Annotated in this window: 18 protein-coding genes and 1 rRNA gene (1 of these 19 running past the window's edge); 10 read left to right on the top strand and 9 right to left on the bottom strand. The window is 31.0% G+C overall.

The genetic code is table 11. The features are described 5' to 3' along the window. Positions 1-80 precede the first annotated feature (80 nt). From AC3VJB_RS15315 to AC3VJB_RS15345, 7 genes are all read left to right on the top strand, one after another. Positions 81-857, top strand: coding sequence for a LytR/AlgR family response regulator transcription factor (locus tag AC3VJB_RS15315; RefSeq protein ID WP_159615642.1), 777 nt, complete (start codon positions 81-83; stop codon positions 855-857). A gap of 5 nt (positions 858-862) precedes the next feature. Then, positions 863-2,470: a sensor histidine kinase gene (locus AC3VJB_RS15320; RefSeq protein WP_253680862.1), complete on the top strand. Its 1,608-nt coding sequence runs from the start codon at positions 863-865 to the stop codon at positions 2,468-2,470. Positions 2,471-2,568: 98 nt separating this feature from the next. After that, on the top strand, positions 2,569-5,088 hold the full coding sequence (locus tag AC3VJB_RS15325; protein WP_047790525.1) for a zinc-dependent metalloprotease: 2,520 nt from the start codon (positions 2,569-2,571) through the stop codon (positions 5,086-5,088). 1 nt (position 5,089) lies between these two features. Then, positions 5,090-8,389 (top strand): SusC/RagA family TonB-linked outer membrane protein, encoded by a 3,300-nt coding sequence (locus tag AC3VJB_RS15330; RefSeq protein ID WP_317166131.1) that lies wholly within the window; start codon positions 5,090-5,092, stop codon positions 8,387-8,389. 11 nt (positions 8,390-8,400) lie between these two features. After that, positions 8,401-9,717, top strand: coding sequence for a RagB/SusD family nutrient uptake outer membrane protein (locus AC3VJB_RS15335; RefSeq protein WP_497667308.1), 1,317 nt, complete (start codon positions 8,401-8,403; stop codon positions 9,715-9,717). A 77-nt stretch (positions 9,718-9,794) separates the two neighbouring features. Beyond that, positions 9,795-10,808, top strand: coding sequence for an SGBP N-terminal domain-containing protein (locus AC3VJB_RS15340; protein WP_073184412.1), 1,014 nt, complete (start codon positions 9,795-9,797; stop codon positions 10,806-10,808). 68 nt (positions 10,809-10,876) lie between these two features. Then, positions 10,877-11,506 (top strand): M48 family metalloprotease, encoded by a 630-nt coding sequence (locus tag AC3VJB_RS15345; RefSeq protein WP_497667309.1) that lies wholly within the window; start codon positions 10,877-10,879, stop codon positions 11,504-11,506. 52 nt (positions 11,507-11,558) lie between these two features. Here AC3VJB_RS15345 and obgE read toward each other — a convergent pair whose 3' ends face one another. The 3 genes from obgE to secDF all read right to left on the bottom strand — a co-directional run bounded on the left by obgE (position 11,559) and on the right by secDF (position 16,805). Next, positions 11,559-12,548: a GTPase ObgE gene (gene obgE, locus AC3VJB_RS15350; protein ID WP_497667310.1), complete on the bottom strand. Its 990-nt coding sequence runs from the start codon at positions 12,546-12,548 to the stop codon at positions 11,559-11,561. A gap of 72 nt (positions 12,549-12,620) precedes the next feature. Further along, a complete protein-coding gene (locus AC3VJB_RS15355; protein WP_082118684.1) occupies positions 12,621-13,739 on the bottom strand; it encodes an adenylate kinase in 1,119 nt (372 codons plus the stop codon). 87 nt (positions 13,740-13,826) lie between these two features. Beyond that, complete coding sequence (gene secDF / locus AC3VJB_RS15360; RefSeq protein WP_437823873.1) at positions 13,827-16,805, bottom strand: protein translocase subunit SecDF; 2,979 nt, start codon at positions 16,803-16,805, stop codon at positions 13,827-13,829. Between the two features lie 208 nt (positions 16,806-17,013). Here secDF and AC3VJB_RS15365 point away from each other — a divergent pair, with 208 nt between their 5' ends. Beyond that, entirely contained in the window at positions 17,014-18,690 is a 1,677-nt protein-coding gene (locus AC3VJB_RS15365; protein ID WP_159494849.1) for a formate--tetrahydrofolate ligase, read from the top strand. Positions 18,691-18,819: 129 nt separating this feature from the next. On the opposite strand, the gene AC3VJB_RS15370 is transcribed toward AC3VJB_RS15365, so the two are convergent. The 6 genes from AC3VJB_RS15370 to thrS form a co-directional block, all read right to left on the bottom strand. After that, complete coding sequence (locus AC3VJB_RS15370) at positions 18,820-19,860, bottom strand: XAC2610-related protein (protein ID WP_437823875.1); 1,041 nt, start codon at positions 19,858-19,860, stop codon at positions 18,820-18,822. Between the two features lie 153 nt (positions 19,861-20,013). Next, positions 20,014-20,598 carry a hypothetical protein gene (locus AC3VJB_RS15375; RefSeq protein ID WP_047790516.1) on the bottom strand — a complete coding sequence of 195 codons (585 nt, stop codon included), beginning with the start codon at positions 20,596-20,598 and terminating at the stop codon, positions 20,014-20,016. A 95-nt stretch (positions 20,599-20,693) separates the two neighbouring features. Then, positions 20,694-21,038 carry a 50S ribosomal protein L20 gene (gene rplT / locus AC3VJB_RS15380; protein ID WP_028891166.1) on the bottom strand — a complete coding sequence of 115 codons (345 nt, stop codon included), beginning with the start codon at positions 21,036-21,038 and terminating at the stop codon, positions 20,694-20,696. A gap of 93 nt (positions 21,039-21,131) precedes the next feature. After that, on the bottom strand, positions 21,132-21,329 hold the full coding sequence (gene rpmI / locus AC3VJB_RS15385) for a 50S ribosomal protein L35 (protein WP_047790515.1): 198 nt from the start codon (positions 21,327-21,329) through the stop codon (positions 21,132-21,134). A 40-nt stretch (positions 21,330-21,369) separates the two neighbouring features. Beyond that, complete coding sequence (gene infC / locus AC3VJB_RS15390; RefSeq protein ID WP_073184421.1) at positions 21,370-21,888, bottom strand: translation initiation factor IF-3; 519 nt, start codon at positions 21,886-21,888, stop codon at positions 21,370-21,372. Positions 21,889-21,961: 73 nt separating this feature from the next. Continuing rightward, positions 21,962-23,908, bottom strand: coding sequence for a threonine--tRNA ligase (gene thrS / locus AC3VJB_RS15395; protein ID WP_047790513.1), 1,947 nt, complete (start codon positions 23,906-23,908; stop codon positions 21,962-21,964). Between the two features lie 196 nt (positions 23,909-24,104). Here thrS and AC3VJB_RS15400 point away from each other — a divergent pair, with 196 nt between their 5' ends. Further along, positions 24,105-25,388, top strand: a complete 1,284-nt coding sequence (locus AC3VJB_RS15400) for a sensor histidine kinase (protein ID WP_437823878.1) — start codon at positions 24,105-24,107, stop codon at positions 25,386-25,388. Positions 25,389-25,981: 593 nt separating this feature from the next. Further along, positions 25,982-26,339: ribosomal RNA gene (locus AC3VJB_RS15405) — 16S ribosomal RNA — on the top strand (it continues 1,164 nt past the right edge of the window).

Consider the following 26,339-nt stretch of genomic DNA (forward strand, 5'->3'; position numbering starts at 1 on the left):
TTAGCATAAACATAACCTTTAGTTAAAGATAAAAATAATTTAATACTTTTGGAGAACCCTCTTAAATCTCTATAAAGTAAATGAAAATATTAGATGTAGTAATAATTGAAGATGAAGATTTAGCAGCAACTTCTTTAGAAAACTTATTGCAGAAAAGTCCTTATCCAATTTCTGTAAAAAAGCGGTTGGAAAGTGTAGAAGATTCAATTCTTTGGCTTAAAGAAAACACTTGCGATTTAATTTTAAGCGATATTCACCTTGGAGATGGTTATAGCTTTGAAATTTTTGAAAGATTGAAAATTTCAATTCCTATTATTTTTACAACAGCTTTTGATGAGTATGCCATCAAATCATTTCAGTTTTTTGCCATAGATTATTTATTAAAACCCTACAGTGAAGAGCTACTTAATAAAGCCATAGAAAAATATGTAAACCTTAATGAGAATAAAGGATACACTGATAAGCTTGAGCAATTATTGTTACAAATGAACAATAAAATACAGCATCAAAAAGAAAAAGAACGCTTTTTGGTGTCAAAAGGAAGTTTATCTATTTCTATTAAAAGAGAGGAAGTCGCTTATTTTATGGCGCAAGGAAAGTACTTGTTCTTGTTTACTTTTGATAACGAAAGTTACCTTTATGATGGAACAATTTCTAGTTTAGAAGAAGAACTATCTGAAAAATACTTTTTCAAGATTAATAGAAAATATATTATTCAACATTCAGCGATTAATAATATATCAAAATATAGTAATAATCGTATAAAAATAGAATTACAACCAAACTTAAATGTAGAAGAGATGCTTTTAGTAAGTGCTCAAAGAATTAAAGAGTTTAAAAAATGGTTGGATAATTAGTTCTTATGAAGTTTCCATTAAAAAAAAGAAAGCATCAATACTACCTGCTGGTAAGTGTATCGTTAATAATATTATTTTTTATTGGATACGAATTAATAACAAATAAAATTACGTCAGAAGCAGAGAGGTTAGTAGAAGAAGCAACAACTCAAAACGTAAGAGAGAAGAAAGGAATATTACAATTTGATTTTAACGAGTTTGATAAGTTTATTTCAGGAGCAGAAAAGATTATAGATAACAGTACTGTATTAAAGAGAGAGCAACTTAAAAATCGATTGGTTTTTAATAGCGAGCTAGCTTTTTCTGAGGAAATTATTGATGCTAGTTTTATTTATTTTTTTAAAGAAAATGAGGCCGTATATACTTCTTTTTTAGGAGAAAAAAAACTTGAAAAAGAAATCCTACATGGGATTAGAAAATTAAAAAAGGAAAATCAGGTTTTTGAAGTAGTATCAACACAAAAAGATACTACGTACTACCAGAAAATTATTGTAAGAAAACAATCAGACAATACTACAATAGTATACGGCTACAGTATTAATTTATTAAAATATTGGAATTATTTTTCACAAAAATATAGTGTTTATGGAGGGTATGTTATTGTAACAGACAAAACAGGTGTTTGTATGTTGCATCCAGATACTAATTACATTGGAAAATATGAAAAGACATTTTTTAATACTATTTCACCCCAAAATATAATAAAAAAAACGAAGAGTAATGAATTGAAAAATAATGGGCCAATAAAAGTAACAGTAAAATCAGAGTATTTAAACCTAGAAGTGGTAAGATATTATGATGTGTTACAAGTAGGTAACTCTGAGTTAATTTTAATAACAAGTTTCCCTTTAAATATTTCAATCAGAGAATCTGTTAACGATATTAAACAATATTTATTATGGATGAGTTTGTTGGCATTACTAACCTTTATGTTAATATTAGCTTTTTCTCGAGGTCAACTAAGGAGTCAATATTTAAAAACGCTTCAGTACGAACAAGAAAGAAAACGATTGGCTATTAGTAACGAGCAATATCAACAAAAAAACGCACGATTACAATTAAGTCAATTACGAAAAAAGCTGAATCCTCATTTTCTATTCAACACCCTAAATTCTTTACATGTTTTAATAGGAGTAGATAAAAAAATGTCTCAGCAATTTGTATTAAAACTTTCAGAGGTATATAGGTATTTGTTAAAAGAAAGAGAAGCAAACTTGGCTACAGTAAAAGATGAATTACATTTTTTAGAGCAATACTTCTTTTTGCAAAAAATTAGATTTAGTAATAGTATAAATCTATCTGTTGTAGATAATAGTGGAGGAAAAGCTTTATCAAAAAAAATTCCTTTTTTAGCATTAGAAACATTGGTTGAGAATGCTATTAAACATAATGAAATAACAAAAAAAAAACCTCTTTTTATTAAAGTTTTAATTGAAGAAGACCAGATAATAGTAAGTAACAATTATAATCCAAGAAAAAATAAGAAAGAAGCAAGTTATAGCGTAGGCTTAGGGTATTTAAGTAATTTCTACGCATTTTATAACGTAAAATCATTTAAGACAGAGGTTTTTAATGAAGATTTTAAATGTTATATGCCTTTGTTGTCAAAATAATAAAATTCACTCCTTTATAAAGTAACTTCACTCTCATTTAGTTTTAATCAAACATCTTCATTTCTACATTTGGTTTCTTCTTAATAACAACATAATTTATGAAGGGGCATTCTCAAATGAAGAACATTAATTTAAAAGTACTTAGTTTATTCTTGGTGTTTTTTACCACAATGGTAGCAGCACAAAAGAAAGAAGAAGAAAAAACAGATACTATTAAAAGTACTAGTAAAGTTTCGTACAAGAAATTACAAAAAGAGGGAAACAAAAAAGAGGGACTGTTTAATATTTACAGATTAAAAGAAGACATCTACTTTGAAATCCCAGATTCATTGCTTTCAAAAGATTTTTTAATAGTAAACAAAATATCTCAAGTTCCTTATGCTTTAAACGGGCATGGATTAAATAAGGGTATGGCCTATGAAACTAAATTAATTAGGTTTTATAAAGATACCGTATTAAATAAAGTGTGGGTAAAAACAATTAACCCAAGAGTAACTTCACCAAAAAATAATGCAATAACTCGTTCAGTACGTAATAATTTTGGAGAATCTATTGTAGAAGAGTTTAAAATAGAGTCAGAAAACGAAAAGAAAACATCAGTATTAATTAAAGTAAACAGAGTTTTTAACGGTAAAGATAAAACCTTTAATGACTTATTGTCAAATATTGGCTTAGGTGGGAGTATTAAGACAAAACTATCTAAGATAGAGAAATTAAAAACTTTTTCTAAAAACATTGTAGTAAAATCTCTTTTAACAACCAGTGTATCTGAAGGAAAAAGTGCAGCGCTACCTCTGTCAATTGGAGTTACAACCAATATAGTTTTGTTACCAACAAATATAATGAAGCCACGTTTTGGAGATAAAAGAATAGGATATTTTAGTAAGCCTATGGATTATTATTCTGATAGTCAGCATGAAGTAGAACATCGTGAATTAATTACACGTTGGAGGCTTGAGCCTAAAAAGGAAGATGTAGAGAAATATAAAAAAGGAGAATTAGTAACACCAAAAAAGCAAATTGTTTATTATATAGACCCAGCAACACCAAAAAAATGGGTGCCATACATAAAAAATGGAGTATATGATTGGAATAAAGCTTTTGAGGAAGCAGGGTTTAAGGATGCTGTAGTAGTTAAGGAAGTAACAAATGAAGATGAAGATTTTGATATTGATGATGTTCGTTATTCGGTAATTACCTACGTGGCATCAGAAAGACAAAATGCAATGGGACCTTCTATAGTTGATCCAAGAAGTGGAGAGATTTTAGAATCAGATATTATTTGGTGGCATAATTTAATGAAAGGATTACATCAATGGATTCGCGTTCAAACCGGACCTATAAACCCAGAAGCAAGAGCTAATATTTTTTCTGATAAAATAATGGGAGAATCTATTAGATTTGTATCTTCTCATGAAGTGGGGCATACTTTTGGATTAAAACATAATATGGGGGCTTCTTTTAGTTATCCAGTAGACTCGTTAAGGTCAGCTAGTTTTACCAAGAAAATGGGAGGCACAGCACCATCTATTATGGATTATGCTCGCTATAATTATGTAGCTCAACCAGGTGATAATGTAACCGAAATTAGTCCAAAAATAGGAGTATATGATAAGTATGCAATCAACTGGGGATATCGTTGGTTAGATATAAAAACACCTCATGAAGAGTTGCCCATATTAAATCAATGGATACGAAAGCATGAAAACGATCCAATGTATTTTTATGGTCCACAACAAAGAAATATTATAGATCCAAGATCTCAAAGTGAAGATTTAGGAGATGATGCTGTGAAAGCAAGTAAGTATGGATTAGAGAACTTAAGAAGAATAGTTCCAAACATTATTAAATGGACGTATGAAGAAGGAGAAGATTATTATAAGGCAGCAAAGCTTTATAAAGCGGTGATTGATCAATGGCAACTATACAGCGGACATGTAATGGCAAACATAGGGGGTATATATATAAATAACACAATACATGGAGATGGTAAAAACACTTTCGTTCCAGTACCAACCAAAATACAAAAAGAAGCACTCGATTATATCATAAAAGAAACAATTTTACCCCAAAAATGGTTGTTCGCTCCAGATCTTATACACAAAGTATATCCAGTAAGAGACGCTCCTGATGGTGAACGCTTTTACTCTCCAATTTCCATGCACCGTGCTTATCAAACAAATATGATTTATCGTTTAATCGAAACAGATAGATTAATGCGAATTATTGAGAACAAAGTACTGGCTTCAGACAAAAATGATGTGTTTACAGAAGAGTACTTATTCAATGAACTTTTCGAGGCTATTTTTAAGAAAACGATTAATAACAAACCTATAGATATGTTTGATCGTATGACCCAGAAAAATTACGTGGATGTATTAACAGTAGATAGAAATATATTATTAAAGAAAACTAAAGAAACAAACTTAAAAAGTAAGAACTTCAAAAATGTACATTTCTCTTATATACCAAGGGTATCAGACGTAGGTTCAAACAAGAGAGCTGAATTAGAAAGAATCTTAAAATTATTAAAAAGAAAAAGAAAGAAAGGGGACAAGGCTACTCAAAATCACTACAATGATTTAATAGCTAGAATTGAATATAATTTGAATAATTAAGATGATGAACAAAAAAATAATTTACTTACTGCTTCTTATACCATTTTCGGTTTTTGCACAAAACACAAAAACGATTAGTGGAACGGTAATAGACGAAGCTAGAAATGAAACTTTACCAGGGGTTAGTATCTACGCTTCAACCAAAGTAATTGGTAACAAAACGAATATAGAAGGAGTTATTCAAGCTTCAATGATTGGAACAACTACTGATTTCGACGGAAATTTCTCTTTTAAAGCACCAAAGGAAACAAAATATATTATAATATCATATATAGGTTTTGAAACAGAGAAAATAAATGTAGAAAATAGAAGTACAGATATGATAATAACACTAAAAGAAAAGGAAGAGCTTTTAGGGGAAGTTATCGTAACAGGTTATCAAAAAATAGAGAAACGTAAAATTACGTCGTCGTTTGCAAAAATTAAAACAGATGATGTTAAAAGAGCAGGAACAGCTAATATTGATCAGATGCTTTCTGGAGAAATTTCAGGAGTACTTGTTCAACCAACTAGTGGCGCTCCAGGTGCACCCGCTAAAATTCAAATTAGAGGTACTTCAACTTTAAACGGTTCTTCTGATCCTTTGTGGGTTTTAGATGGAATTCCTTTACAAGGAAATGATATTCCTAAAGATTTTAGAGATAAAGATAATATTGATAACTTAAAATCTTTTCCAATTGCAGGAATCAATCCTGAAGATATTGAAGAAATAACAGTTTTAAAAGACGCCTCTGCAACCTCTATTTATGGAGCAAGAGCTGCAAACGGAGTAATTGTAATTACGACTAAAAAAGGTAAAGAGGGGAATATGAGGATAAACTTTAATGCAAGCACATTCTTAACTTTACGTCCTGATTTTGATAGGTTAAACTTGATGAATGCTTCTGAGAAAGTAGATTTTGAATTAGGTTTAGCTCGTAGATCAGACTTAACTTATCAAAGTGAAAGAGGAGAAGTTTCTCGTATTTTACAGGCCTATGGAGAATATAATAATTTCCAAAATAATGGTTTTTCAAGTATAAATCCGTTAGCTCAGAATGCAATTAATAGCTTAAGAAACAAAGATACTAATTGGGGGAATGAGTTGTATCAAGCAGCAATAAATCAACAATACGGATTAACACTTTCAGGTGGAAGTGAAAAATCAAGATATTATTTTTCTTTAGGATATTTTGATGAAGAAGGAACTACAAAAGGTACTGGTTTAAATAGATACAATCTTACGTTTAAAAATGACTATGATGTAAATGATAAATTAAATGTAGGAGTGTCTGTTTTTGCAAGTAGAAATAAAAGCACATCATATATTACTGGTGCAGATGCATACACTAACCCAGCAAATTACTCAAGAAGAGTAAACCCTTATTTCACTCCATACAACGCAGATGGAGGTTATAATTATGACCCAGACTTGATTGAAAGATCAGATTTAAATTTAAAATACAATCCATTAGAAGAAAGACAAAATACAAATCAAGAGTTAACATCTTATTCTATTAAACCAATAATTGATCTTACATATAAGTTTGATAATGCTTTAACATTATATACTCAATTAGGTATGCAGTTTGACTTTGATCAAACTGAAAAATTTGGAGATAAAAACAGTTACTACACTAGAAAATATAGATTTGGCTCTAGATACCAAGATGAAGACGGTAACGATGCCTTTTTTATGCCAGAAGGAGGTATTAATCAAAACTGGAATAGTGATGCTTTTCAATATAATTGGAAAACAACATTAAATTATAACACTTCTATAAATAATATTCATGAAGTTGATGTAATGTTAGGTACCGAGTTTAGAGAGGATAAACGAACTGAAATTCATACAAAAGGATTTGGTTTTAATACAAATACTTTAAGAACTATACCTATAACAGACGAAAGAGCTTTAGGAAATGAATTGTTTAACCCATATAAGAAAACAATTAATGAAAATGCTTACGCTTCTTTCTTCGGAACAGCTTCTTACACTTATGATAGAAAGTATACAGTATTTGGAAGTTTACGATATGATGGATCAAACTTATTTGGAGTAAATCCAGAGTTTAGGTACTTACCATTATGGTCTGTTGCAGGTTCTTGGAATGTAGCTAGAGAAAGCTTTTTTGATATAGATGCTGTTAATGAGTTTAAAATAAGAGGTTCATACGGGGTACAAGGAAATATAGACAAATCAACATCTCCTTTTGTAGTAGGGAATTATAAAGATGAAACTATTTTACCAGGGAATTCTGAACAAGGAATTAATGTAATATCTGCTCCTAACAAAGATTTACGTTGGGAAAAAACAATCTCATCAAATGTAGGGTTTGACTTAGGCTTATTTAATAATAGATTATACGTTTCAGCAGATTATTATTATCGTAAAAGTTCAGATTTAATAGGATTACAATCTATACCACTAGAATCTGGCTTTAATTTCATTAATACCAATTGGGCAACATTAAGTAATAAAGGTATTGAATTAGCAATAAACTCTAGAAATATTATAAAAGATGATTTTAAATGGAGTACAAGTTTTAACATATCACATAATAAAAATAAAGTAGAAAAGATTCAAATTAGAGATAATGAATTAAAACCTTCTTTATTAGGATACGGAGTAAATGCAGTTTTTGCAATAAAAACAGCAGGTTTAGATAGTAATGGTTTGCCTCTTTTTTGGAAAGATGGAAAAAAAGTAACCGCAGTAGATTTTTATAATCTATCAGAAGGGGTTGATGGAAGCCAGTTAACAGAAGAAGAGCATAGAAATCTATATACGTATGTAGGTAACGGAGATCCTGAATTTAGTGGAGGTTTCATAAATAAATTTCAATACAAAGATTTTAGTTTAAGTGTTGCAACCAATTTTAACATAAACCAAACTATAAAACGAACACCTTCGTATCACCCAACGCAAATAAGCCCAACATATAACTATAATAAAGAAGTCTTAAAAGCAGGGACAGGAAGTTACCCAGCTTTTATAGGAAGTACAACACCAGGTTTTGAAACAGATTTAGTGTATAGTTGGTATCATACTTACGATACAGGTAATACATACAGAGATTTAGATATTTGGGTAGATAAAATTTCGTACATAAGAATTAATAGTATAAAGTTTGGATACAATGTACCAAGCAGATATTTAGAAAGTATGAATGTTTCAAGATTAAGCTTTAACCTAGAAGGAAGAAATTTATTTGTTTTCGGAACAGATTATGACGGATATTTTGATCCAGAAACCTTTGGTAGTCCATATTCTCAACCAATACCAAAAATTATTTCTTTTGGATTTAATCTTTCTTTTTAAAAAATACAGTAATGAAAAAACATATATACATATTATTAATTAGTATAGTAAGCATCGTTTCTTGTGATGATTACTTAGATATAGAACCGGTAGGACAAGTAATACCAAAATCGGTTGAAGATTACCGAAGCTTTTTAACAACAGCTTATGCAACAGAAAAAAACAACCATATATTAACTACTTATAGAGCAGATGAACTACAGTTAAGCAAAAGCTCTGTAGGTTCAGAGCAGTATGAAGATATTTATTTATGGAATGATGCGAGTGCATCACCATTAACAACACCTTTTTCGTATGCTAGTTTCTATAAAATAATTTTTCATGCAAACCATGTTATAGAAAAAGAAACAGAAATTACTGGAGATGCAACAGCAATTACCCAATTAGTTGGGGAAGCTTACGCTTTACGAGCACTACAATATTTTCAGTTAATTAATTTGTATGCAAAGGCATACGATACAACAACAGCAAGTAATGACAATGGAGTTCCTATAGTTACTAAATATAACTTAGACCAAAAGTATGACATTCAATCAGTAGAAGAAGTATATACGCAAATACTAAGTGATCTTTCTAATGCCGAAGCACGTTTAAATATAGAACAGCAAGCTTCTGGTTTTAACTATAGATTTTCAAAAATTGCCTTGAAAAGCTTAAAAGCTAGAGTGTATTTGTATAAAAAAGAGTGGCAAAAAGCTATTGATGTAAGTAAAGAAGCCTTAGCTATAAAAAATACAATACAAGACTTAAATTCAGATAGTTCAATAATGCCTTCAGAATTTAGTTCTGTAGAATCTATTTTAGCATTAGATCAAGTGTCGTCTTTTGACATAGCAAGTAATGCTGCGGTTTCTGATCAATTTTTAAATAAATATGATAGAATAAATGATTTAAGATTTAATATTTACTTTAAGAAAGACGGAACAGTTTACAGAGCTGCTAAAACAGCAGACCTTAAGTATAAATCAACCTTCAGAGTAGCTGAACTATACTTAACCTTAGCAGAAGCATATACACAATTAAACGAATTAACATTTGCAAAAGAGCAACTGTTAGTATTAATAAAGAACAGGTATACACCAGCTAAAGTTATAACTTATACCACTTATATTAATTCATTAACAAAGCAACAGTTATATGAAGAAATATTAGACGAGCGTGCACGTGAATTTGCAATTGAGGGGCAACGTTGGAATGACTTAAAAAGAACTACACAACCTGAAATAACAAAGTGGTACGAAGGAAAAAATTATAGCCTAAATAAAAATGACAGTAGGTATGTCGTTCAGTTTCCAAACGATGCTAAGATAAATAACCCAAATTTTTAAGATAAAAATATCCGGCAAGTATCAAACGGATAAAAATAAATTGATACTTAATTACTAATTATTTAAATATTTACATTATGAAAAAAGTTTTCCCTTTTTTGTCTTTAATTATTGCACTTGTAATAGTAAGCTGCTCTAGTGATGATAACGATAAAGTAGTACAATCATCTTTAAACAGTATTACAAGTTTTAAAATAAACTTTGAAGGCTTAAGTGAAGATGATGTTATATACGATTTAGGAAATAACATTACAATAAGTGTTCCTTTTAAAACAGATATTACAGGTTTAGTTCCTAATATTACCATATCAGATAAAGCTACTATTTCACCAGCCTCAGGAGAAGCGGTAAATTTTGTTGACGGTGAAGCAATGCCTTTTACTGTTACTGCAGAAAATGGTGATGAGAAAGTATACAATGTTACTATTAATATTCGTGGAGAAGTAGGTAGTGGTTCTAAAATAAAGACTTTCCTTTTTAAAGACGATTATAGCGAGAGTTTAACTACTTATACATATGATGATGTATCTAACTTTATTAAGTCATATGAAATTGAAGAAGGTGGAGCAACTACAACGTACACATTGGTATATGATGATAAAAACCAAGTAATAGAAGTTAAAACTGATACGAAAAGTACAATTTACACTTACAATGATGCAGGTTTAATTGCAAGCGCTATTGAAAAAAAAGATGGTAAAGAGGTTTATACTTATACCTACACTTATGATTCTGATAATAGATTAGAAAAGAAGGTAAGGGTAAACAAAGAAAATGATAAAATAACTAATACAAGTTATGTATACAACAAAGAAGGAAATGTAAAGTCTCAAACTATTGGAACTGAAACATTGGAAAACACTTATGATGATAAAAATAATCCTTTTAAAGGTGTTTATCCATCAGCTTTTTCAAAGATAAATATAGGAATAGGGTTAGATGCAGTAAACGTAAACAACCCAACACAAGGTAGTTTTTCAAGTGATACACCTGTAACGTACACATATAACACAGATAACTATCCTGTAACAGCGTCATATGTAGTATTTGGATTCATTAACACTGACATTACGTACACTTATTTTGATTAATTGATTAATTCCCCTAGTTAAGCACTCTTAGAATTTATTTTAAGGGTGTTTTTTTATGCAAATTTATAATGAATAAAGTAACCATATTATTAATAGCTATTTTATTAGTAACTTGTAAAACAAGTGCTATAAAAAATGAAGACATAGTTCTAGAATTAACTAAAGAAGAACAGCTAAATAAATTATATCAAGAAAAAATAAAACCTCTGTTTAGTTCATATATTGATATAAAAATACCTAATGAATTTAGGATAGATAAGAACGACAACTCTATTAATGCTGGAGCAGCAGATAATTATATTGAAGTAAGTCAAGGATTAGTAGATTATGATAAAGATTATATAAAAGTTTATGTACTATCTCACGAGATAGGTCACATCGTAACACTTAATCAAGCAAAAAAGTTTAAATTTGGTTTACAAATACCTTCTGGGATTGAAACAAATGATTATAAAAAAGCAGAGTATTTAGCAGACTTAATTGCGATACATTTAATGCTAACCCAAGAGAAAACTTTAGGAGAAGAATTAAAACAGAATTTAGAAGTAGTTCAATCTTTATTAGGGCCAGAAATATTTACACATCCAAGTGCTGTAGATAGAGTAGAGCTAATGAATTTGTATATTGAAAAAAGCTCTAAAGAAGATCCTAAAGTAGCTTTTAAAGAAATTTTTGAAAAGGTATGGAATATGGATTAAAACAAAAGCGCCCCATAGGGCGCTTTTGTTACTTTCTTATTAACTCAATTCCTTAATTCAACATTTGCCACAATTTATCCTTGAGCTCCATTAAGCCTTGTTGAGCTACAGATGAAATAAATAACGCTTCAATGCCTTCTGGTAATTCTTGTTTAATTTCTTCTTTCAATTCGTCGTCTAGCATATCTGATTTTGATATAGCTAATAAACGGTCTTTATCCAATAATTCAGGATTGTGTTTGCGAAGCTCATTCAATAAAATTTCATACTCCCTTTTTATATCCTCGCTATCAGCAGGAATTAAAAAGAGTAGGGTAGAGTTACGTTCTATATGACGTAAAAAGTGATGCCCTAAACCTTTTCCTTCAGCAGCTCCTTCAATAATCCCAGGAATATCTGCCATTACAAAACTTTGATGATTACGATATTCCACAATACCTAAATTAGGTTTTAGGGTTGTAAATGCATAATCAGCAATTTTAGGTTTGGCGGCGGTAATAACAGATAATAAAGTTGATTTTCCTGCATTAGGGAAACCAACTAAACCAACATCAGCTAAAATTTTTAATTCAATACGATACCAACCTTCTTGTCCGTCAATACCTGGCTGTGCATAACGAGGAGTTTGATTGGTTGATGACTTAAAATGCCAGTTACCACGACCACCTTTACCACCTTCTAATAAGATGATTTCTTGTTCGTCTTCAATAACTTCATGTAAAATTTCGTCAGTATCAGCATCACGGATAATAGTTCCTAATGGAACAGGAATGATAACATCAGCACCATCATGTCCAGTACTTCTACTGCTACTACCATCACCACCGTGTTCAGCTCTAAAATGACGTTTAAATTTTAAATGGAAAAGTGTCCACATATTTTTATCGCCACGTAATATAATGTGACCACCTCGACCACCGTCACCACCATCAGGTCCACCTTTCGCAATGTATTTTTCGCGATGTAAGTGTGCAGATCCACGACCACCTTTACCTGATGATGCGTAGATTTTAATATAGTCGACAAAATTTCCTTCAGTCATTGTTCGTTGTTTATTTGTTGAATTGTTAAAAAGCGATAATTGTTATTACTTTAACAATTAAACAAGTGTTTGTTATAGTGTATCAAATACGTCTGATAAACGTTGTGTAATTTCTTCAATAGAGCCAACTCCGTTTACTCCGTAGTAGTTGTTTTGTGTTTGGTAATAGTCTTTTAAAACAGCTGTTTTAGTATTGTATTCATTAAAACGATTACGGATTTTACTTTCATCCATATCATCAGAACGACCACTAGTTTTTCCTCTTTCTAAGATACGTTCAACTAATAAGTCTTCTGGCACTTCTAAAGCAACCATTCCGTTAATACGTTCACCTTTTTCAGCTAAAAAAGTATCTAAAGCTTTTGCTTGAGATTCTGTACGAGGAAATCCATCAAAAATAAATCCTGCAGAATCTGCATTTTTGTTAACCTCTTCTTTCAACATATTAATGGTAACTTCATCAGGAACTAAATCTCCAGCATCAATATATGTTTTTGCTAATAATCCTAATTCAGTCTTATTTTTAATATTAAATCGGAATACATCTCCTGTTGAAATGTGTACTAAATTGTATTTTTCTTTTAAAACTTCTGCTTGAGTACCTTTTCCTGCACCTGGAGGACCGAATAATACGATGTTTTTCATTTTTGGTGGTGTTGTTAATTGATAAATAGCAGGCAAGTTTCTACCATAACCTTTGTAATCTAATCCGTAACCTACAATAAATTTATCTTCAATACTTTTTCCAATATAATTTATATGTAGCTCTTTACGATAGACATCAGGCTTGTAAAAAAGTGTTACTATTTTTAGTTCTTTTAATTTTTTTGTTTTAAAGATTTCATAAATCTCTTGAAGGGTTGTACCAGTATCAATAATATCTTCTAAAATAATAACGGTACGACCAGATAAATCTTCATTAAGACCAATTAAGCTCTTTACATTTTCTGTTGAAGAAGTGCCTTGGTAAGAAGACAATTTAACAAAACTAATTTCACAGTTTCCTTTATATTCACGTAAAAAATCGGCAGTAAAAACAAAGCACCCGTTTAAAATTCCTATGAAAATAGGAACTTCATCAGAAGGTAAATCTTTTCTTACTTGCTCAGCTAAAGAACTAACAATATTAGAAATTTCATCAGCTGAAATGAATTCTTTAAAATATAAATCGTGGAGTTTTGTAATTTTCATCAGACTGCAAAGATAGTTGCTTGATATTAAATGAAAAAACCGTTTTGAAGTTTATTCAAAACGGTTTTATGTATGTTTTTATTTAAGTTACTTGTTTTCTTCTTTTTTAGAAACGTCAAACATAATTGGCGTTGCAACAAATAAAGAAGAATAAGTACCTACTACCACACCTACGATTAATGCGAACATAAATCCTTTAATACTGTCCCCTCCAAAGAAGAAGATAGCTAACATTACAAGTAATGTTGTTAAAGAGGTGTTGATAGTCCTTCCTAATGTACTGTTTAATGCTTTGTTTACTAAACTAGCAGTAACAGAGTTTTTGCCTTCTGTAAACTCTCTAATTCTATCAAAAATTACCACAGTATCATTTAATGAGTATCCTACTACTGTTAAAATTGCTGCGATGAATGATTGACCAATTTCCATATCAAATGGCATGAATTTGTATAGTAAAGAGAATACACCTAATACTACTAACACATCATGAAAAACAGCTACTACCGCACCAATAGAGTATGCCATTTTTCTAAAACGTAATAAGATGTATAAGAAAACTACGATTAACGATCCTAAAACTGCCCATAAAGCTGATTGCTTAATATCATCTGCAATAGTAGGTTCTACCTTAATGTAGCTCATAATTCCGTTTCCTGCTTTTTCAAAACCAGGTTTAAAGTTTTCGTAAGAAGTGTCTCCTAAGTATGGTTTTAATCCTTGATATAAAGCGTTTTGAACTTGTTCATCTACATTAGTACCTTCTTCATCAATTTTGAAGGCAGTAGTAATTTTTAATTGGTGATCAGAACCAAAAGTTTTTACTTCTGGAGCTGTACCAAATACTTCTTTCAGCTGCTCTGATATCTCATTACCTTTCATGGCTTCGTCAAAACGTACCACATAAGAACGTCCTCCTTTAAAGTCTACCCCTTGCTTTAAACCTACAGTAAAAATAGAAGCTAAGCCTACTACGATAAAGAATCCTGAAATTATATAAGCTATCTTACGCTTTTGTAAGAATTCAATATTAATATTTTTAAACCAGTTTTTAGAGAAACCAGTATTAAAAGGTAACTTAGTTCCCTTTTCAACAGCACCGTCAATAAATAAACGAGTAATGAATACAGCTGTAAATAAAGAAGTAGCAATACCTATCATCAGTGTTAAAGCAAAACCTTTAATTGGTCCTGTACCGAAAGTGTATAAAATAATACCAGTTAATAAAGTAGTAATGTTAGCATCAATAATTGCAGATAACGCTCCTTTAATACTAAATCCTTCATCTACTGATTCACCTAAGTTTTTTCCACCGTTTAAGGCTTCTTTAATTCTTTCAAAAATAATTACGTTTGCATCTACTGACATACCTATGGTTAAGATAATACCAGCAATACCAGGTAAGGTTAATACTGAATTAAATGAAGCTAAAATTCCAAAAATAAATAAGATGTTAACTATTAAAGCAATGTTAGCATAAATACCAGCTCTACCGTAGTATAAGAACATCCAAACCAACACTAAAATAATAGCTAACCCGAATGACCACATACTTGCATCAATAGACTCTTTACCTAATGATGGTCCAACTACTTCAGCTTGAATAATACGAGCAGGAGCAGGTAGTTTACCAGCTTTTAAAACTGTTGCAATATCTTGTGCCTCAGTTACTGTCATGGTTCCTCCTGAAATTTGAGTACTACCACCAGTAATAGCTGCATTTACAACAGGAGCAGTATATACGTAGTTGTCTAATACCACAGCAACGAACTTACCAATATTTTCGCTAGTCATTTTTGCCCATTGCTTAGTACCGGAACCATTCATTAACATGGATACTACAGGTTTACTCAATTGATCGTATTCTTGTTTAGCATCTGCAATTACATCACCACCAATAGGAGCTTTATCTTTTCGGTTAGATTTTATTGCATACAAACCAATAATCTCTGTTCCATCAGCTCCAGCTTGAGTTTTGTAATCCCATAAAAACTTTGTATATTTTAAGTTGTTAGGTAATAAAGCTCTTATCTCCTTGTTCTGTAAGAAACTATTTACTTTCGCAGTATCTTGAACTCTAGCTTGTGCAACTAACGAGCTTACTTGTTGTGGACTCTGAGCTACATTAGGGTATAAGTAAGTAAATAAGTTCTTTTGAGTTTCAACTTTTGTAGAATCAGCAGATTCACCCAATAAATCATCAATATCATTGTCTGCCTTAGCAGTATCTTTCACTTGTTCAGTTGCAGAATCATCTTTTAACATTTCAGCAACTTTAGCGTTTGCTGTAAAGAAAAAGTTTTGAACATCTGCATTCGTGTGTACTTCCCAAAACTGTAATTCAGCAGTACTTTGTAATAGTTTTTCTACACGATCAATATCTTTAGCACCTGGTAATTCTACTTGAATTCTACCAGAGTTTCCAATACGTTGAATGTTCGGTTGTACAACTCCAAATTTATCAATACGGCTACGTAATACTTCAAAAGCAGTGTTGATAGAAGTGTTTATTTCTTCTTGTAAAGTCGATTTAACCTGCTCGTTTGTTTTGTTGAAGTCTATTTTATCACGTAAAGCCTTTGTTCCAAAAATACTAGGGTCACTTAATTTAATACTACCATTACTTAATTTTTCGAACTCGTTGTAGAATAAATCTAAGTAATTCTCTTGGCTATCTTTTTGAGCTTCATCAGCATTCGTTAATGCTTGCTTAAAAGTTGTGTTTTGAGAATCGTCAGACAATCCGATTAAGATATCTTTTACTGATACCTGTAAAATTGCGTTAATACCCCCTTTTAAATCAAGACCAAGGTTCATCTCCTTGTTTCTGATATCATTGTAAGAGTACTTTGCAAATCCTAAATTTACTATCTCTTTGTTAGCTACGCTATCTAAGTATTTTCGTTCATATCTTGCTAGAGCTCTACCGTTGTTATCACTAACATTAGCTTTAGCATATTGTTTCGCACTATCTTCTACCTTATTGGCAAAGAATGTAAACGATAACTGATAAATACTCACTAGACCAAAAAGTATAGCAAATAATTTAATTAATCCTTTGTTTTGCATTGTAAATAATTTAAATCGACTTTATTTTAAAAACGTGCAAATATAGCGTTTCGTTAAAAGAAAAGCCAATTCTTTTATCATATTTATGTGATTAGATAATAAATAGGGAATATTTGCTAACAAATGTCAATTTTTAGGGGGATTATATTACGTATATTTACCTATTTTTTAGCAAAATAAATAACTTAAAAATTTTAAATAATTCGCCATGGCGCATTTAACAGATATCGAAATTGCTCAAGCAAAAGAATTACAACATATTAAACATATAGCAAGTAAATTAAAAATTAAAGAAGATGATTTAGAAATGTATGGGAAATACAAAGCTAAATTACCTTTAAGTTTAATAAACGAAGAGAAAGTAAAAGAAAATAACTTAGTGTTGGTAACAGCACTAACACCTACGCCAGCAGGTGAAGGAAAAACAACTGTTTCTATAGGTTTAACAGAAGGATTAAATAAAATAGAAAAACAGGCAACTGTAGTATTGAGAGAACCATCATTAGGACCTGTTTTTGGAATTAAAGGAGGGGCAGCTGGAGGTGGACATTCGCAAGTTGTACCAATGGAGGATATAAACTTACATTTTACTGGAGATTTCAACGCTATAGAGAAAGCAAATAATTTACTGTCAGCTTTAATAGATAACAATTTACAGAGCAGCACTGATAATTTAAATATCGATCCTCGTACGATTTTATGGAAACGCGTGATTGATATGAACGATCGTTCGTTACGTCAAATTACAATTGGTTTAGGAGGAACGGCAAATGGAATACCACGCGAAGATGGATTCAACATTACACCAGCATCAGAAGTAATGGCTATTCTTTGTATGGCAACTTCTTTTGATGATTTAAAAGAACGCTTAGGGAGTATTTTTATTGGGTTCACTTTTGATAAAAAGCCAGTTTTTGCACGTGATTTAAAAGCACAAGATGCAATGGCTATTTTGTTAAAAGATGCAGTAAAACCAAATTTAGTACAAACCTTAGAAGAAAATCCGGCAATTATTCATGGTGGACCTTTTGCAAATATAGCACAAGGTACTAATACAATTATTGCAACTAAAATGGGGTTGTCGTTATCAAATTATGTAGTAACAGAAGCTGGTTTTGGAGCTGATTTAGGAGCAGAAAAGTTTCTAAATATAAAATCACAATATGCAGGGTTAAATCCTAAATGTGTGGTTCTAGTTGCTACTATTAGAGCATTGCGCCACCATGGAGGATCATCAAAAGAAGAATACAATAGCCCAAGATTAGAGCGTGTACAAAACGGATTTAAAAACCTAGAAAAGCATATAGAGAATATTAGAAAATTTAATATTGAACCTGTAGTAGCTATCAATTCTTTTATTTCAGACACTGAGGAAGAAGTTAATTATGTGATTGATGCTTGTGCTAGTTTAGGTGTACAAGCAGTTGTTTCAGAAGGATGGGCAAAAGGAGGTGAAGGAACTAAAAAATTAGCTGAGGCTGTTGTTGATGTAGTTGAAAACAAAGCTACCCAATACAAACCGTTGTACGATTGGAAAAGTCCTGTAAAAGAAAAAATAGAAAAGATTGCCAAAGAAATTTATGGAGCAGATACTGTAACCTATGATAAAAAAGCTGAGTTAAACTTGCGAAGAATTGATCGTTTAGGTTTTAATGACTTTGCTGTTTGTATGGCAAAAACTCAAAAGTCATTTTCAGATAATGATAAGTTAATTGGAAGACCAGAGGGGTTTACAGTAAATGTTAGAGAAATAGAAATAGCAGCAGGAGCACAATTTATAATTCCAATTTTAGGAAAAATGATGCGTATGCCTGGGTTACCCGCAACTCCAGCATCAGAAAATATGACAATAGATAACAAAGGGCTAATTTCTGGTTTGTCATAGGTGTTTTTTACGTTTATAACTTAAATGTGTTTTCATGTTAAAAGAGAGCCAAGTTTTAAAAGGTAATAATAGTTATTAATAAATAAGTCCCGAGTTTGTTTATCACTCGGGACTTAATTTATTAAAAGATTATTCGACAATAAGATTATTTAATTTTATGTTTTTTAGAGCTTTTAAACTCCCCTCTATAGAGTTTAAATCCCCTTTTAAATTATATTTTTTACCTTTTATATTAACAAGTATACCAATGCTGTTAATCTTACTTTCTTTGATTGTTTGGTAAATTTGATAAGTAACACCCTTGTTTTTAAAAACTAAGGTGTCTTTTGTTTTATTGAGTCTGAAATTGTAATCTACTCCCATCAATTCAATAGGGAATGAGAATTCTACAGTTCCATCAGGTTTAATCAAAGCGTAATTAAGAGTTAATCCATTCATGCTAAATAGAACAGCCCGTTTCTTGTTTTTAATAAGATTAAATGATAATATTTTAGAAAGCCCATCATATTTTAAATCTAGTGTTTTAGTGGTTTTGGTATTTTTTTTATTTCCGTTCCATTCTGTTATAGTAGTCGAATAAAAAGGAGTAAAAGCAGCATTTTCTTCTACAATTAAAATAGGAGTAGGTATATTGTTTACTACTTTAAAAGTTGAATATTGATGCCAGCAACAACCACTTTTAGTAATGGTATGAATGGTTTTTGTTTTGTCATCCGTTTGAAACATACCACAATATTCTTGTGCTAATCGAGTAAACTCAGGGCTAAATGTTAGTTTGTTGTTAATTTCTAGATAAATTTTAAAAGACGGTCCATGATAGCAGCTAAACTGTCCATCCATGATAGCTAAGTCTTTAACACCATCGAAATTAAAGTCTTTATAAATTAAAATACTTTGTTTTCCATATGGAATGTTTAACATACTTGTTTTAACAACTCCAGAGGTTTCTAACTCAAAAGTTAATTCATCAGAGTGTATTTCTATAATTTTTGTATTTGTTTTAGATTCGTAAACAGTAATACTTCCTTTTTTGAAAATTTCATTTTCATAACCTTTTTCAATAACCAAGTGTCCTTTATATCTTTCTGAAAAACCTATGATTTCGTAATGAGTTTGACCAAATATCTTTAGAAAAGTAAATATAAACAGTAGCGTAAAATTCTTTTTCATGAAGTAAACTATTGGGATGTTAATTCTAAATGATGTTCCATAAAACAAAAAATATATTAAGAATGAAGGAAAATAAATATAAAAAAGAAACCCTTTGGTTACTGGATAATTAACCAAAGGATTGTTTTATTTTATAATAAAAATATTTTTATGTTAATTCACACCACGTTGTTTGTTAATTTCGTCTTGTAATTGTCTACGTAATTTTTGTTCTTTTTCAATGGTCTTTTTTTTGTATTGTTCAAATTCCTCTTCAGTTTCAGTTAATAAACTTTTTGTTTCTTTAGTAACTACATTACTGTTATTAAACCTGTATATGAAGAAAGCTAAGGCAGCAAGTAAAACAAAAATAATACCCCATACTATAGAGTTGTAGGTGGATTTGTTTAAAGGAATTCCAACAAAAGAAATAGCATCTTCCTTATCAATAGAAGTAACTAAATCTTTGTTTAGTGTATCTATCTTAGTTTGTAATTCAACAATACTTTTTTGTTGTTCATCTATTTTTACCTGTTTAGCAGCAGCATCTGTTTTAATAACCTTTATACTGTCTAAAATACTATTTTGTAGTCTTAAGTATTCATTTTTTTTTACGACCTTATAAATTTGGTAGTTGTTTGATTTCTTATAAAGTTCTTTAAACTGGTTTTCAACCGTATTAGGTTGGTCAGGAGAACTGGTTTGAGCTATAATACTTTGAGATAAAATAAAGATGAATACTATTTTTAAAAATTTCATGATACTGATATTTTAGTTCAATTGATGAATACATATGGTTTAAAAAAACCCAAACGTTAAGGTTTGGGTTTTTAGTATAAGCAAGGTTATGAAACTTATTTTACTTTTTCTACAATGGCCTTAAAAGCTTCTGGATTGTTCATAGCTAAATCAGCTAAAACCTTACGGTTTAATTCGATATTATTAGCTTTAACTTTACCCATAAACTGCGAGTAAGACATTCCGAACTGACGAGCTCCAGCGTTGATACGTTGAATCCATAAAGAACGGAAGTTTCTCTTATTGTTTTTACGGTCACGGTATGCATAAAGCATTCCTTTTTCAACCGCATTCTTTGCTACTGTATAAACGTTTTTACGACGTCCAAAGTAACCTTTTGCTTGCTTCAAGATTTTTTTTCTTCTATTTCTTGAAGCTACTGAATTTACTGATCTTGGCATAATTCAAATGTGTTTTTGTAGTAGGCGACTTACTTAAAAGTTCTTTAATGAGCCCAACTCCATGGTTAATAATTAAATTCCCTGAGCTAACAATTATTTTAAAACTAATTGTTGCTTAATGTTTGCTTCATCAGATTTGTGTACTAATGTAGCATGTGTTAATGCAAGCTTACGTTTTTTAGACTTTTTTGTTAAAATGTGGCTTTTAAACGCGTGCTTTCTTTTGATTTTTCCAGTACCAGTTAACTTGAAACGTTTTTTAGCACTAGATTTTGTTTTAATTTTAGGCATCTTTGTTTTTAGTTTTATCTTGCTTATATTATTGTATGTATTATTTACCTTTTTTAGGAGCAATAAACATAATCATACGTTTTCCTTCTAGTTTCGGCATTTGTTCTACCTTACCGTATTCTTCTAATTCTTGAGCTAATTTTAATAGTAAAATTTGTCCTTGTTCTTTAAATACAATCGAACGCCCTTTGAAGAATACAAAAGCTTTTAATTTAGCTCCATCTTGTAAGAACTTAATCGCATGCTTCTTTTTGAATTCGTAATCATGTTCGTCAGTTTGAGGTCCGAAACGAATTTCCTTAACGGTAACTTTAGTTGCTTTAGCTTTTAAAGCTTTTTCACGTTTCTTTTGCTCATATAAGAACTTTTTGTAATCAATAACTTTACAAACAGGAGGAACAGCTTTAGGTGAAATTTCAACTAAATCTAATTCTAACTCTCGTGCAATCTCTTTAGCTTTAGCTAATGGATATACACCTACTTCCACGTTATCGCCTACAAGACGAACTTCATCAACATGTCTAATTTTTTCATTAATTCTATGTTGATCTTCTTTAATTACTCTCGCGGGTCTTCTACCGCCTTTTCTTCTAATTGCTATGACTTATAAATTTTAAATTACTATCTATTTTTTAACTACCAAAAGGAACTAATGTCTTACTAACTTCTTTCTGTATTAGAGAAATAAACTCCTCTATAGTAAATGTTCCTAAATCACCTTCACCATGTTTTCTTACAGATACTGTGCCATCTTTTTCTTCTTGTTCACCAACAATAACCATAAAAGGTATTTTGCTAACTTCGGCATCACGTATCTTTCTTCCTGTCTTCTCGTTACGGTTATCAACGAGGGCGCGAATTTCGGAATTTTCTAACAAAGTTAAAACTTTTTCGGTATATTTTTGATATTTCTCGCTGATTGGCAGTACAATAACTTGCTCTGGGGTTAGCCAAAGAGGGAAATTACCACCTGTGTGCTCCAATAAAACAGCAATAAAACGCTCCATAGAACCAAATGGTGCACGGTGAATCATTACTGGGCGGTGTAATTGATTGTCAGCACCTTTGTAATGTAAATCAAAACGTTCAGGTAGGTTGTAATCGACTTGAATAGTACCTAATTGCCAACTTCTACCTAAAGCATCTTTTACCATAAAGTCTAACTTGGGACCATAAAAAGCAGCTTCACCTTCTTCAACAACATAATCTAACCCTTTGTCTTTTGCCGCATTAATGATTGCTTGCTCAGCTTTTTCCCAGTTTTCAACTGAACCAATATATTTATCAAGGTTAGCCATATCTCTAATAGATACCTGAGCAGTAAAATCTTCAAAACCTAAAGACCCGAACACGTATAGTACTAAATCAATTACATTTTTAAACTCTTCATCTAATTGTTCAGGTGTACAGAATATGTGTGCATCATCTTGAGTAAAACCACGAACACGAGTTAAACCATGTAACTCACCACTCTGTTCATATCTATATACAGTACCAAATTCAGCAAAACGTTTAGGTAAATCTTTATATGAATAAGGTTTGTGATTGTACACCTCACAGTGATGTGGACAGTTCATAGGTTTTAGCAAAAACTCCTCGTCTTCTTTTGGAGTAGTAATAGGTTGAAAACTATCTTCACCATATTTAGCATAGTGCCCAGAGGTAACATATAGTTCTTTCTGACCAATGTGAGGAGTCATAACCATTTCGTACCCTGCTTTCTTTTGAGCAGCTTTTAAGAAATCTTCTAAACGACCACGTAAAGCAGCGCCTTTAGGTAACCATAACGGTAAACCTTGTCCTACTTTTTGAGAAAAAGTAAAAAGTTCTAGCTCTTTACCAAGTTTTCTATGGTCACGCTTTTTAGCTTCTTCAAGTAGTTCTAAATATTGTTTTAACTCTTTTTGTTTAGGGAAAGAAATTCCATAGACACGAGTTAACTGGTTGTTCTTTTCGTCACCGCGCCAATAAGCACCAGCAACATTCATAATTTTTACTGCTTTAATAATTCCTGTGTTCGGAATATGTCCTCCACGGCATAAGTCAGTAAAATCACTGTGATCACAAAAAGTAATATCACCATCTTCTAAACCTTCAATAAGTTCTACCTTATATTGGTTGTTTTGTGCTTTATAGTAGGCTAAAGCATCAGCTTTAGAAATAGAGCGCATTTTAAACTCAGCTTTTTCCCGAGCACGCTCTAAAAATTTCTTTTCTATTTTATCAAAGTCTTTTTCAGAAATAGTATCTTCTCCAAAATCAACATCATAATAAAAACCATTCTCAATAGCAGGTCCAATAGTTAATTTTGCATTTGGATAAAAATCTTGAATAGCTTGTGCTAATACGTGAGCAGAGGAATGCCAAAAAGCTTTCTTTCCTGCTGCGTCATTAAAGGTATATAAAACTAACGAGCCGTCTGTGGTAAGTGGGGTGGTGGTTTCAATGGTGTCTCCTTCAAAACTTGCAGAAATAACATTTCTAGCTAAACCTTCACTAATACTTTTAGCAACATCCATTGGAGTGCTGTTCTTTTCAAATTCTTTGACGCTCCCGTCAGGTAATGTAATTTTAATCATTATATATATGTGTTATGTATAATTTCCTTACAAGTGGAAATTTTGAATCGCAAAGATATTGTAAAAGCATTTTGTAAGCAATATATAATAATTAAAGATTATAAGATTAATTTTATAAGTACAATAATTTTAGAGAGCTAATGTTTTTTAAAATGAAATAATTACTTTTAGTTTTTTTAGCGTTTGTTTTTTAGATATGTTTTTTGATTTTTTTAAAAATAAAGGTAAGCTTGAACCTTTTGAAATAAAAAATAGTAGTGCAGTCTTACTCTTAATGGCTCCTGGGTTGTATGTTTATTCTGTTTTAATTTTTTATTTTAATAAAAAAGCAATAGAACTCCCTGGTTTAAGAGAAACCTTCGCTGTTGTTTTTTTTATAGCAGGAATAATACCTCTTGTGAAAAAGGAGTGGGCTAAAAAATACTATGGCTATGTGGTTTTTTTAGTGTTATTTTTATTTCAACATTATCTTATATATACGACTAAAGTAAATGATTTTTCAATAGATTATTTGTTAGGAACTTTTATTGTGATGTTTGGAGCTATACTAATTTTAAACAATAGAGGTTTTATAATGGTTTTTAGTGTTTTCCAGTTATTGCATTTAACTTATTGGGGTTTCACATCAAATATAAATATTGTATTAGAATCTGCTATATTAATATCCACTTCTACTATTTTTATTTTTTCAACAATTATTTTAAATGGTCATGTAAGATATCGAAAACAATTACAAGAAATAAATTTGTCATTAGAAAATAGAGTAAAAGAGAGAACAAAAGACTTAGAAATTAGAGCAAAAGAATTGTCAGAAAAGAACGAAGATTTAGAAGAGTTCGCCTATGTAGTATCACATGACTTAAAAACCCCTTTAGGGAATTTACATGCTTTGTCAGAATGGATGTTGGAGAGTAATGTAAATGATTCAGGAAAAAATGAACACATCAATATGCTTCGAATGATGAAAGATCAAGTAGAGCAGATAGATTTATTAATTAATGGTATCCTTAATTATTCCTTAAAAGGGAATGAAAAGGAGGTGAAGAAAGAAATAAAAGTAAATAATATTGTAGAGCAAATAATAGAATTAAATTCTGTTCCTAATTGTATTATAAAAATAAAGAATAAACTACCAATAATAGAGTATAATGAAACTGAGATAATCCAAGTGTTTGAAAACTTAATAGAGAACGCGATTAAGCACAACGATAAAGAATATATATGTATAGAAATAGGAAGCAAAGAAGAAGATAAAGAATATGTTTTTTATGTAAAAGACAATGGTCCGGGGATAGAAGAAAAAAATCATAAAAAAATTTTTAATCTTTTTCAAAAGCTAGAAGAAACATCTTCTTTTCAATCTATAGGGCTGGGGTTGGCTTTGGTTAAGAAGATCTTGAAGAGAAGAGGAGGGCGTATATGGTTGAATAACGAAGAGGGGCAAGGAACTATATTTTACTTTTCCGTCATGAAAAAATAAAGGACGTGAGTGTAACTAATTATATAATAACGTATTAATAAATATTTTAAAAAAAAAAGTTTAAAAATTGCTTGTTAAGTGGGAAAAGGTATCTATATTTGCACCCGCCAACGGAGAAGCGCTAAGTTTTAAAGTTAGCAAAAGTTCATTAAAATAGGGTTTAAGATATTTAAAGAAAAGGTTAAAAAATAGTTTAACAAATTCTTGTTTATTAGGAAATAAAGTGAGTATCTTTGCAGTCCGAATTTTAGGGGAACAGTTCATTAACATAGTGTAGCAAATCAAACGAGAAAAAAACTTTAAAAAAAGTTTTGTCAGATTAAAAAGAGTTTGTAGTTTTGCATCCGCTTTCACAAAGCGGCACGATCACAGAAATTTTGGAAGACGATAAGTTACTAGTTCGAGTCTAGTGTTTCTACAAGAGGATGAGTCGTAAGATAAGTAACAACTTGTCATTGGCGACTCGCCACAAGTTCATTGAAAATATTGAAATTGACAGCGTAATTAAAGAGTAGAATTACCGGTAGTAGTTTAAGAGATTAAGCTATTATAAAATTCTTTTGGAACTTAACATTAATAATATTAAAGATTATACAATGAAGAGTTTGATCCTGGCTCAGGATGAACGCTAGCGGCAGGCTTAACACATGCAAGTCGAGGGGCAGCGAATCTAGCTTGCTAGATGTCGGCGACCGGCGAACGGGTGCGTAACGCGTATAGAATCTGCCTTGTACAGGAGGATAGCCTTTAGAAATGAAGATTAATACTCCATAATGTTTAGAGATGGCATCATTTTTAAATTAAAGATTTATTGGTACAAGATGACTATGCGTCCTATTAGCTAGATGGTAAGGTAACGGCTTACCATGGCAACGATAGGTAGGGGGTCTGAGAGGATTATCCCCCACACTGGTACTGAGACACGGACCAGACTCCTACGGGAGGCAGCAG

The sequence above is a fragment of the Tenacibaculum sp. TB-53 genome, assembly GCF_059716285.2.

Excerpts from the sequence above, each read along its gene's own strand:
- AC3VJB_RS15315 (WP_159615642.1), top strand. The coding sequence starts at position 81 with ATGAAAATATTAGATGTAGTAATAATTGAAGATGAAGATTTAGCAGCA.
- AC3VJB_RS15320 (WP_253680862.1), top strand. The coding sequence starts at position 863 with ATGAAGTTTCCATTAAAAAAAAGAAAGCATCAATACTACCTGCTGGTA.
- AC3VJB_RS15325 (WP_047790525.1), top strand. The coding sequence starts at position 2,569 with ATGAAGGGGCATTCTCAAATGAAGAACATTAATTTAAAAGTACTTAGT.
- AC3VJB_RS15330 (WP_317166131.1), top strand. The coding sequence starts at position 5,090 with ATGATGAACAAAAAAATAATTTACTTACTGCTTCTTATACCATTTTCG.
- AC3VJB_RS15335 (WP_497667308.1), top strand. The coding sequence starts at position 8,401 with ATGAAAAAACATATATACATATTATTAATTAGTATAGTAAGCATCGTT.
- AC3VJB_RS15340 (WP_073184412.1), top strand. The coding sequence starts at position 9,795 with ATGAAAAAAGTTTTCCCTTTTTTGTCTTTAATTATTGCACTTGTAATA.
- AC3VJB_RS15345 (WP_497667309.1), top strand. The coding sequence starts at position 10,877 with ATGAATAAAGTAACCATATTATTAATAGCTATTTTATTAGTAACTTGT.
- obgE (WP_497667310.1), bottom strand. The coding sequence starts at position 12,548 with ATGACTGAAGGAAATTTTGTCGACTATATTAAAATCTACGCATCATCA.
- AC3VJB_RS15355 (WP_082118684.1), bottom strand. The coding sequence starts at position 13,739 with ATGAAAATTACAAAACTCCACGATTTATATTTTAAAGAATTCATTTCA.
- secDF (WP_437823873.1), bottom strand. The coding sequence starts at position 16,805 with ATGCAAAACAAAGGATTAATTAAATTATTTGCTATACTTTTTGGTCTA.
- AC3VJB_RS15365 (WP_159494849.1), top strand. The coding sequence starts at position 17,014 with ATGGCGCATTTAACAGATATCGAAATTGCTCAAGCAAAAGAATTACAA.
- AC3VJB_RS15370 (WP_437823875.1), bottom strand. The coding sequence starts at position 19,860 with ATGAAAAAGAATTTTACGCTACTGTTTATATTTACTTTTCTAAAGATA.
- AC3VJB_RS15375 (WP_047790516.1), bottom strand. The coding sequence starts at position 20,598 with ATGAAATTTTTAAAAATAGTATTCATCTTTATTTTATCTCAAAGTATT.
- rplT (WP_028891166.1), bottom strand. The coding sequence starts at position 21,038 with ATGCCAAGATCAGTAAATTCAGTAGCTTCAAGAAATAGAAGAAAAAAA.
- rpmI (WP_047790515.1), bottom strand. The coding sequence starts at position 21,329 with ATGCCTAAAATTAAAACAAAATCTAGTGCTAAAAAACGTTTCAAGTTA.
- thrS (WP_047790513.1), bottom strand. The coding sequence starts at position 23,908 with ATGATTAAAATTACATTACCTGACGGGAGCGTCAAAGAATTTGAAAAG.
- AC3VJB_RS15400 (WP_437823878.1), top strand. The coding sequence starts at position 24,105 with ATGTTTTTTGATTTTTTTAAAAATAAAGGTAAGCTTGAACCTTTTGAA.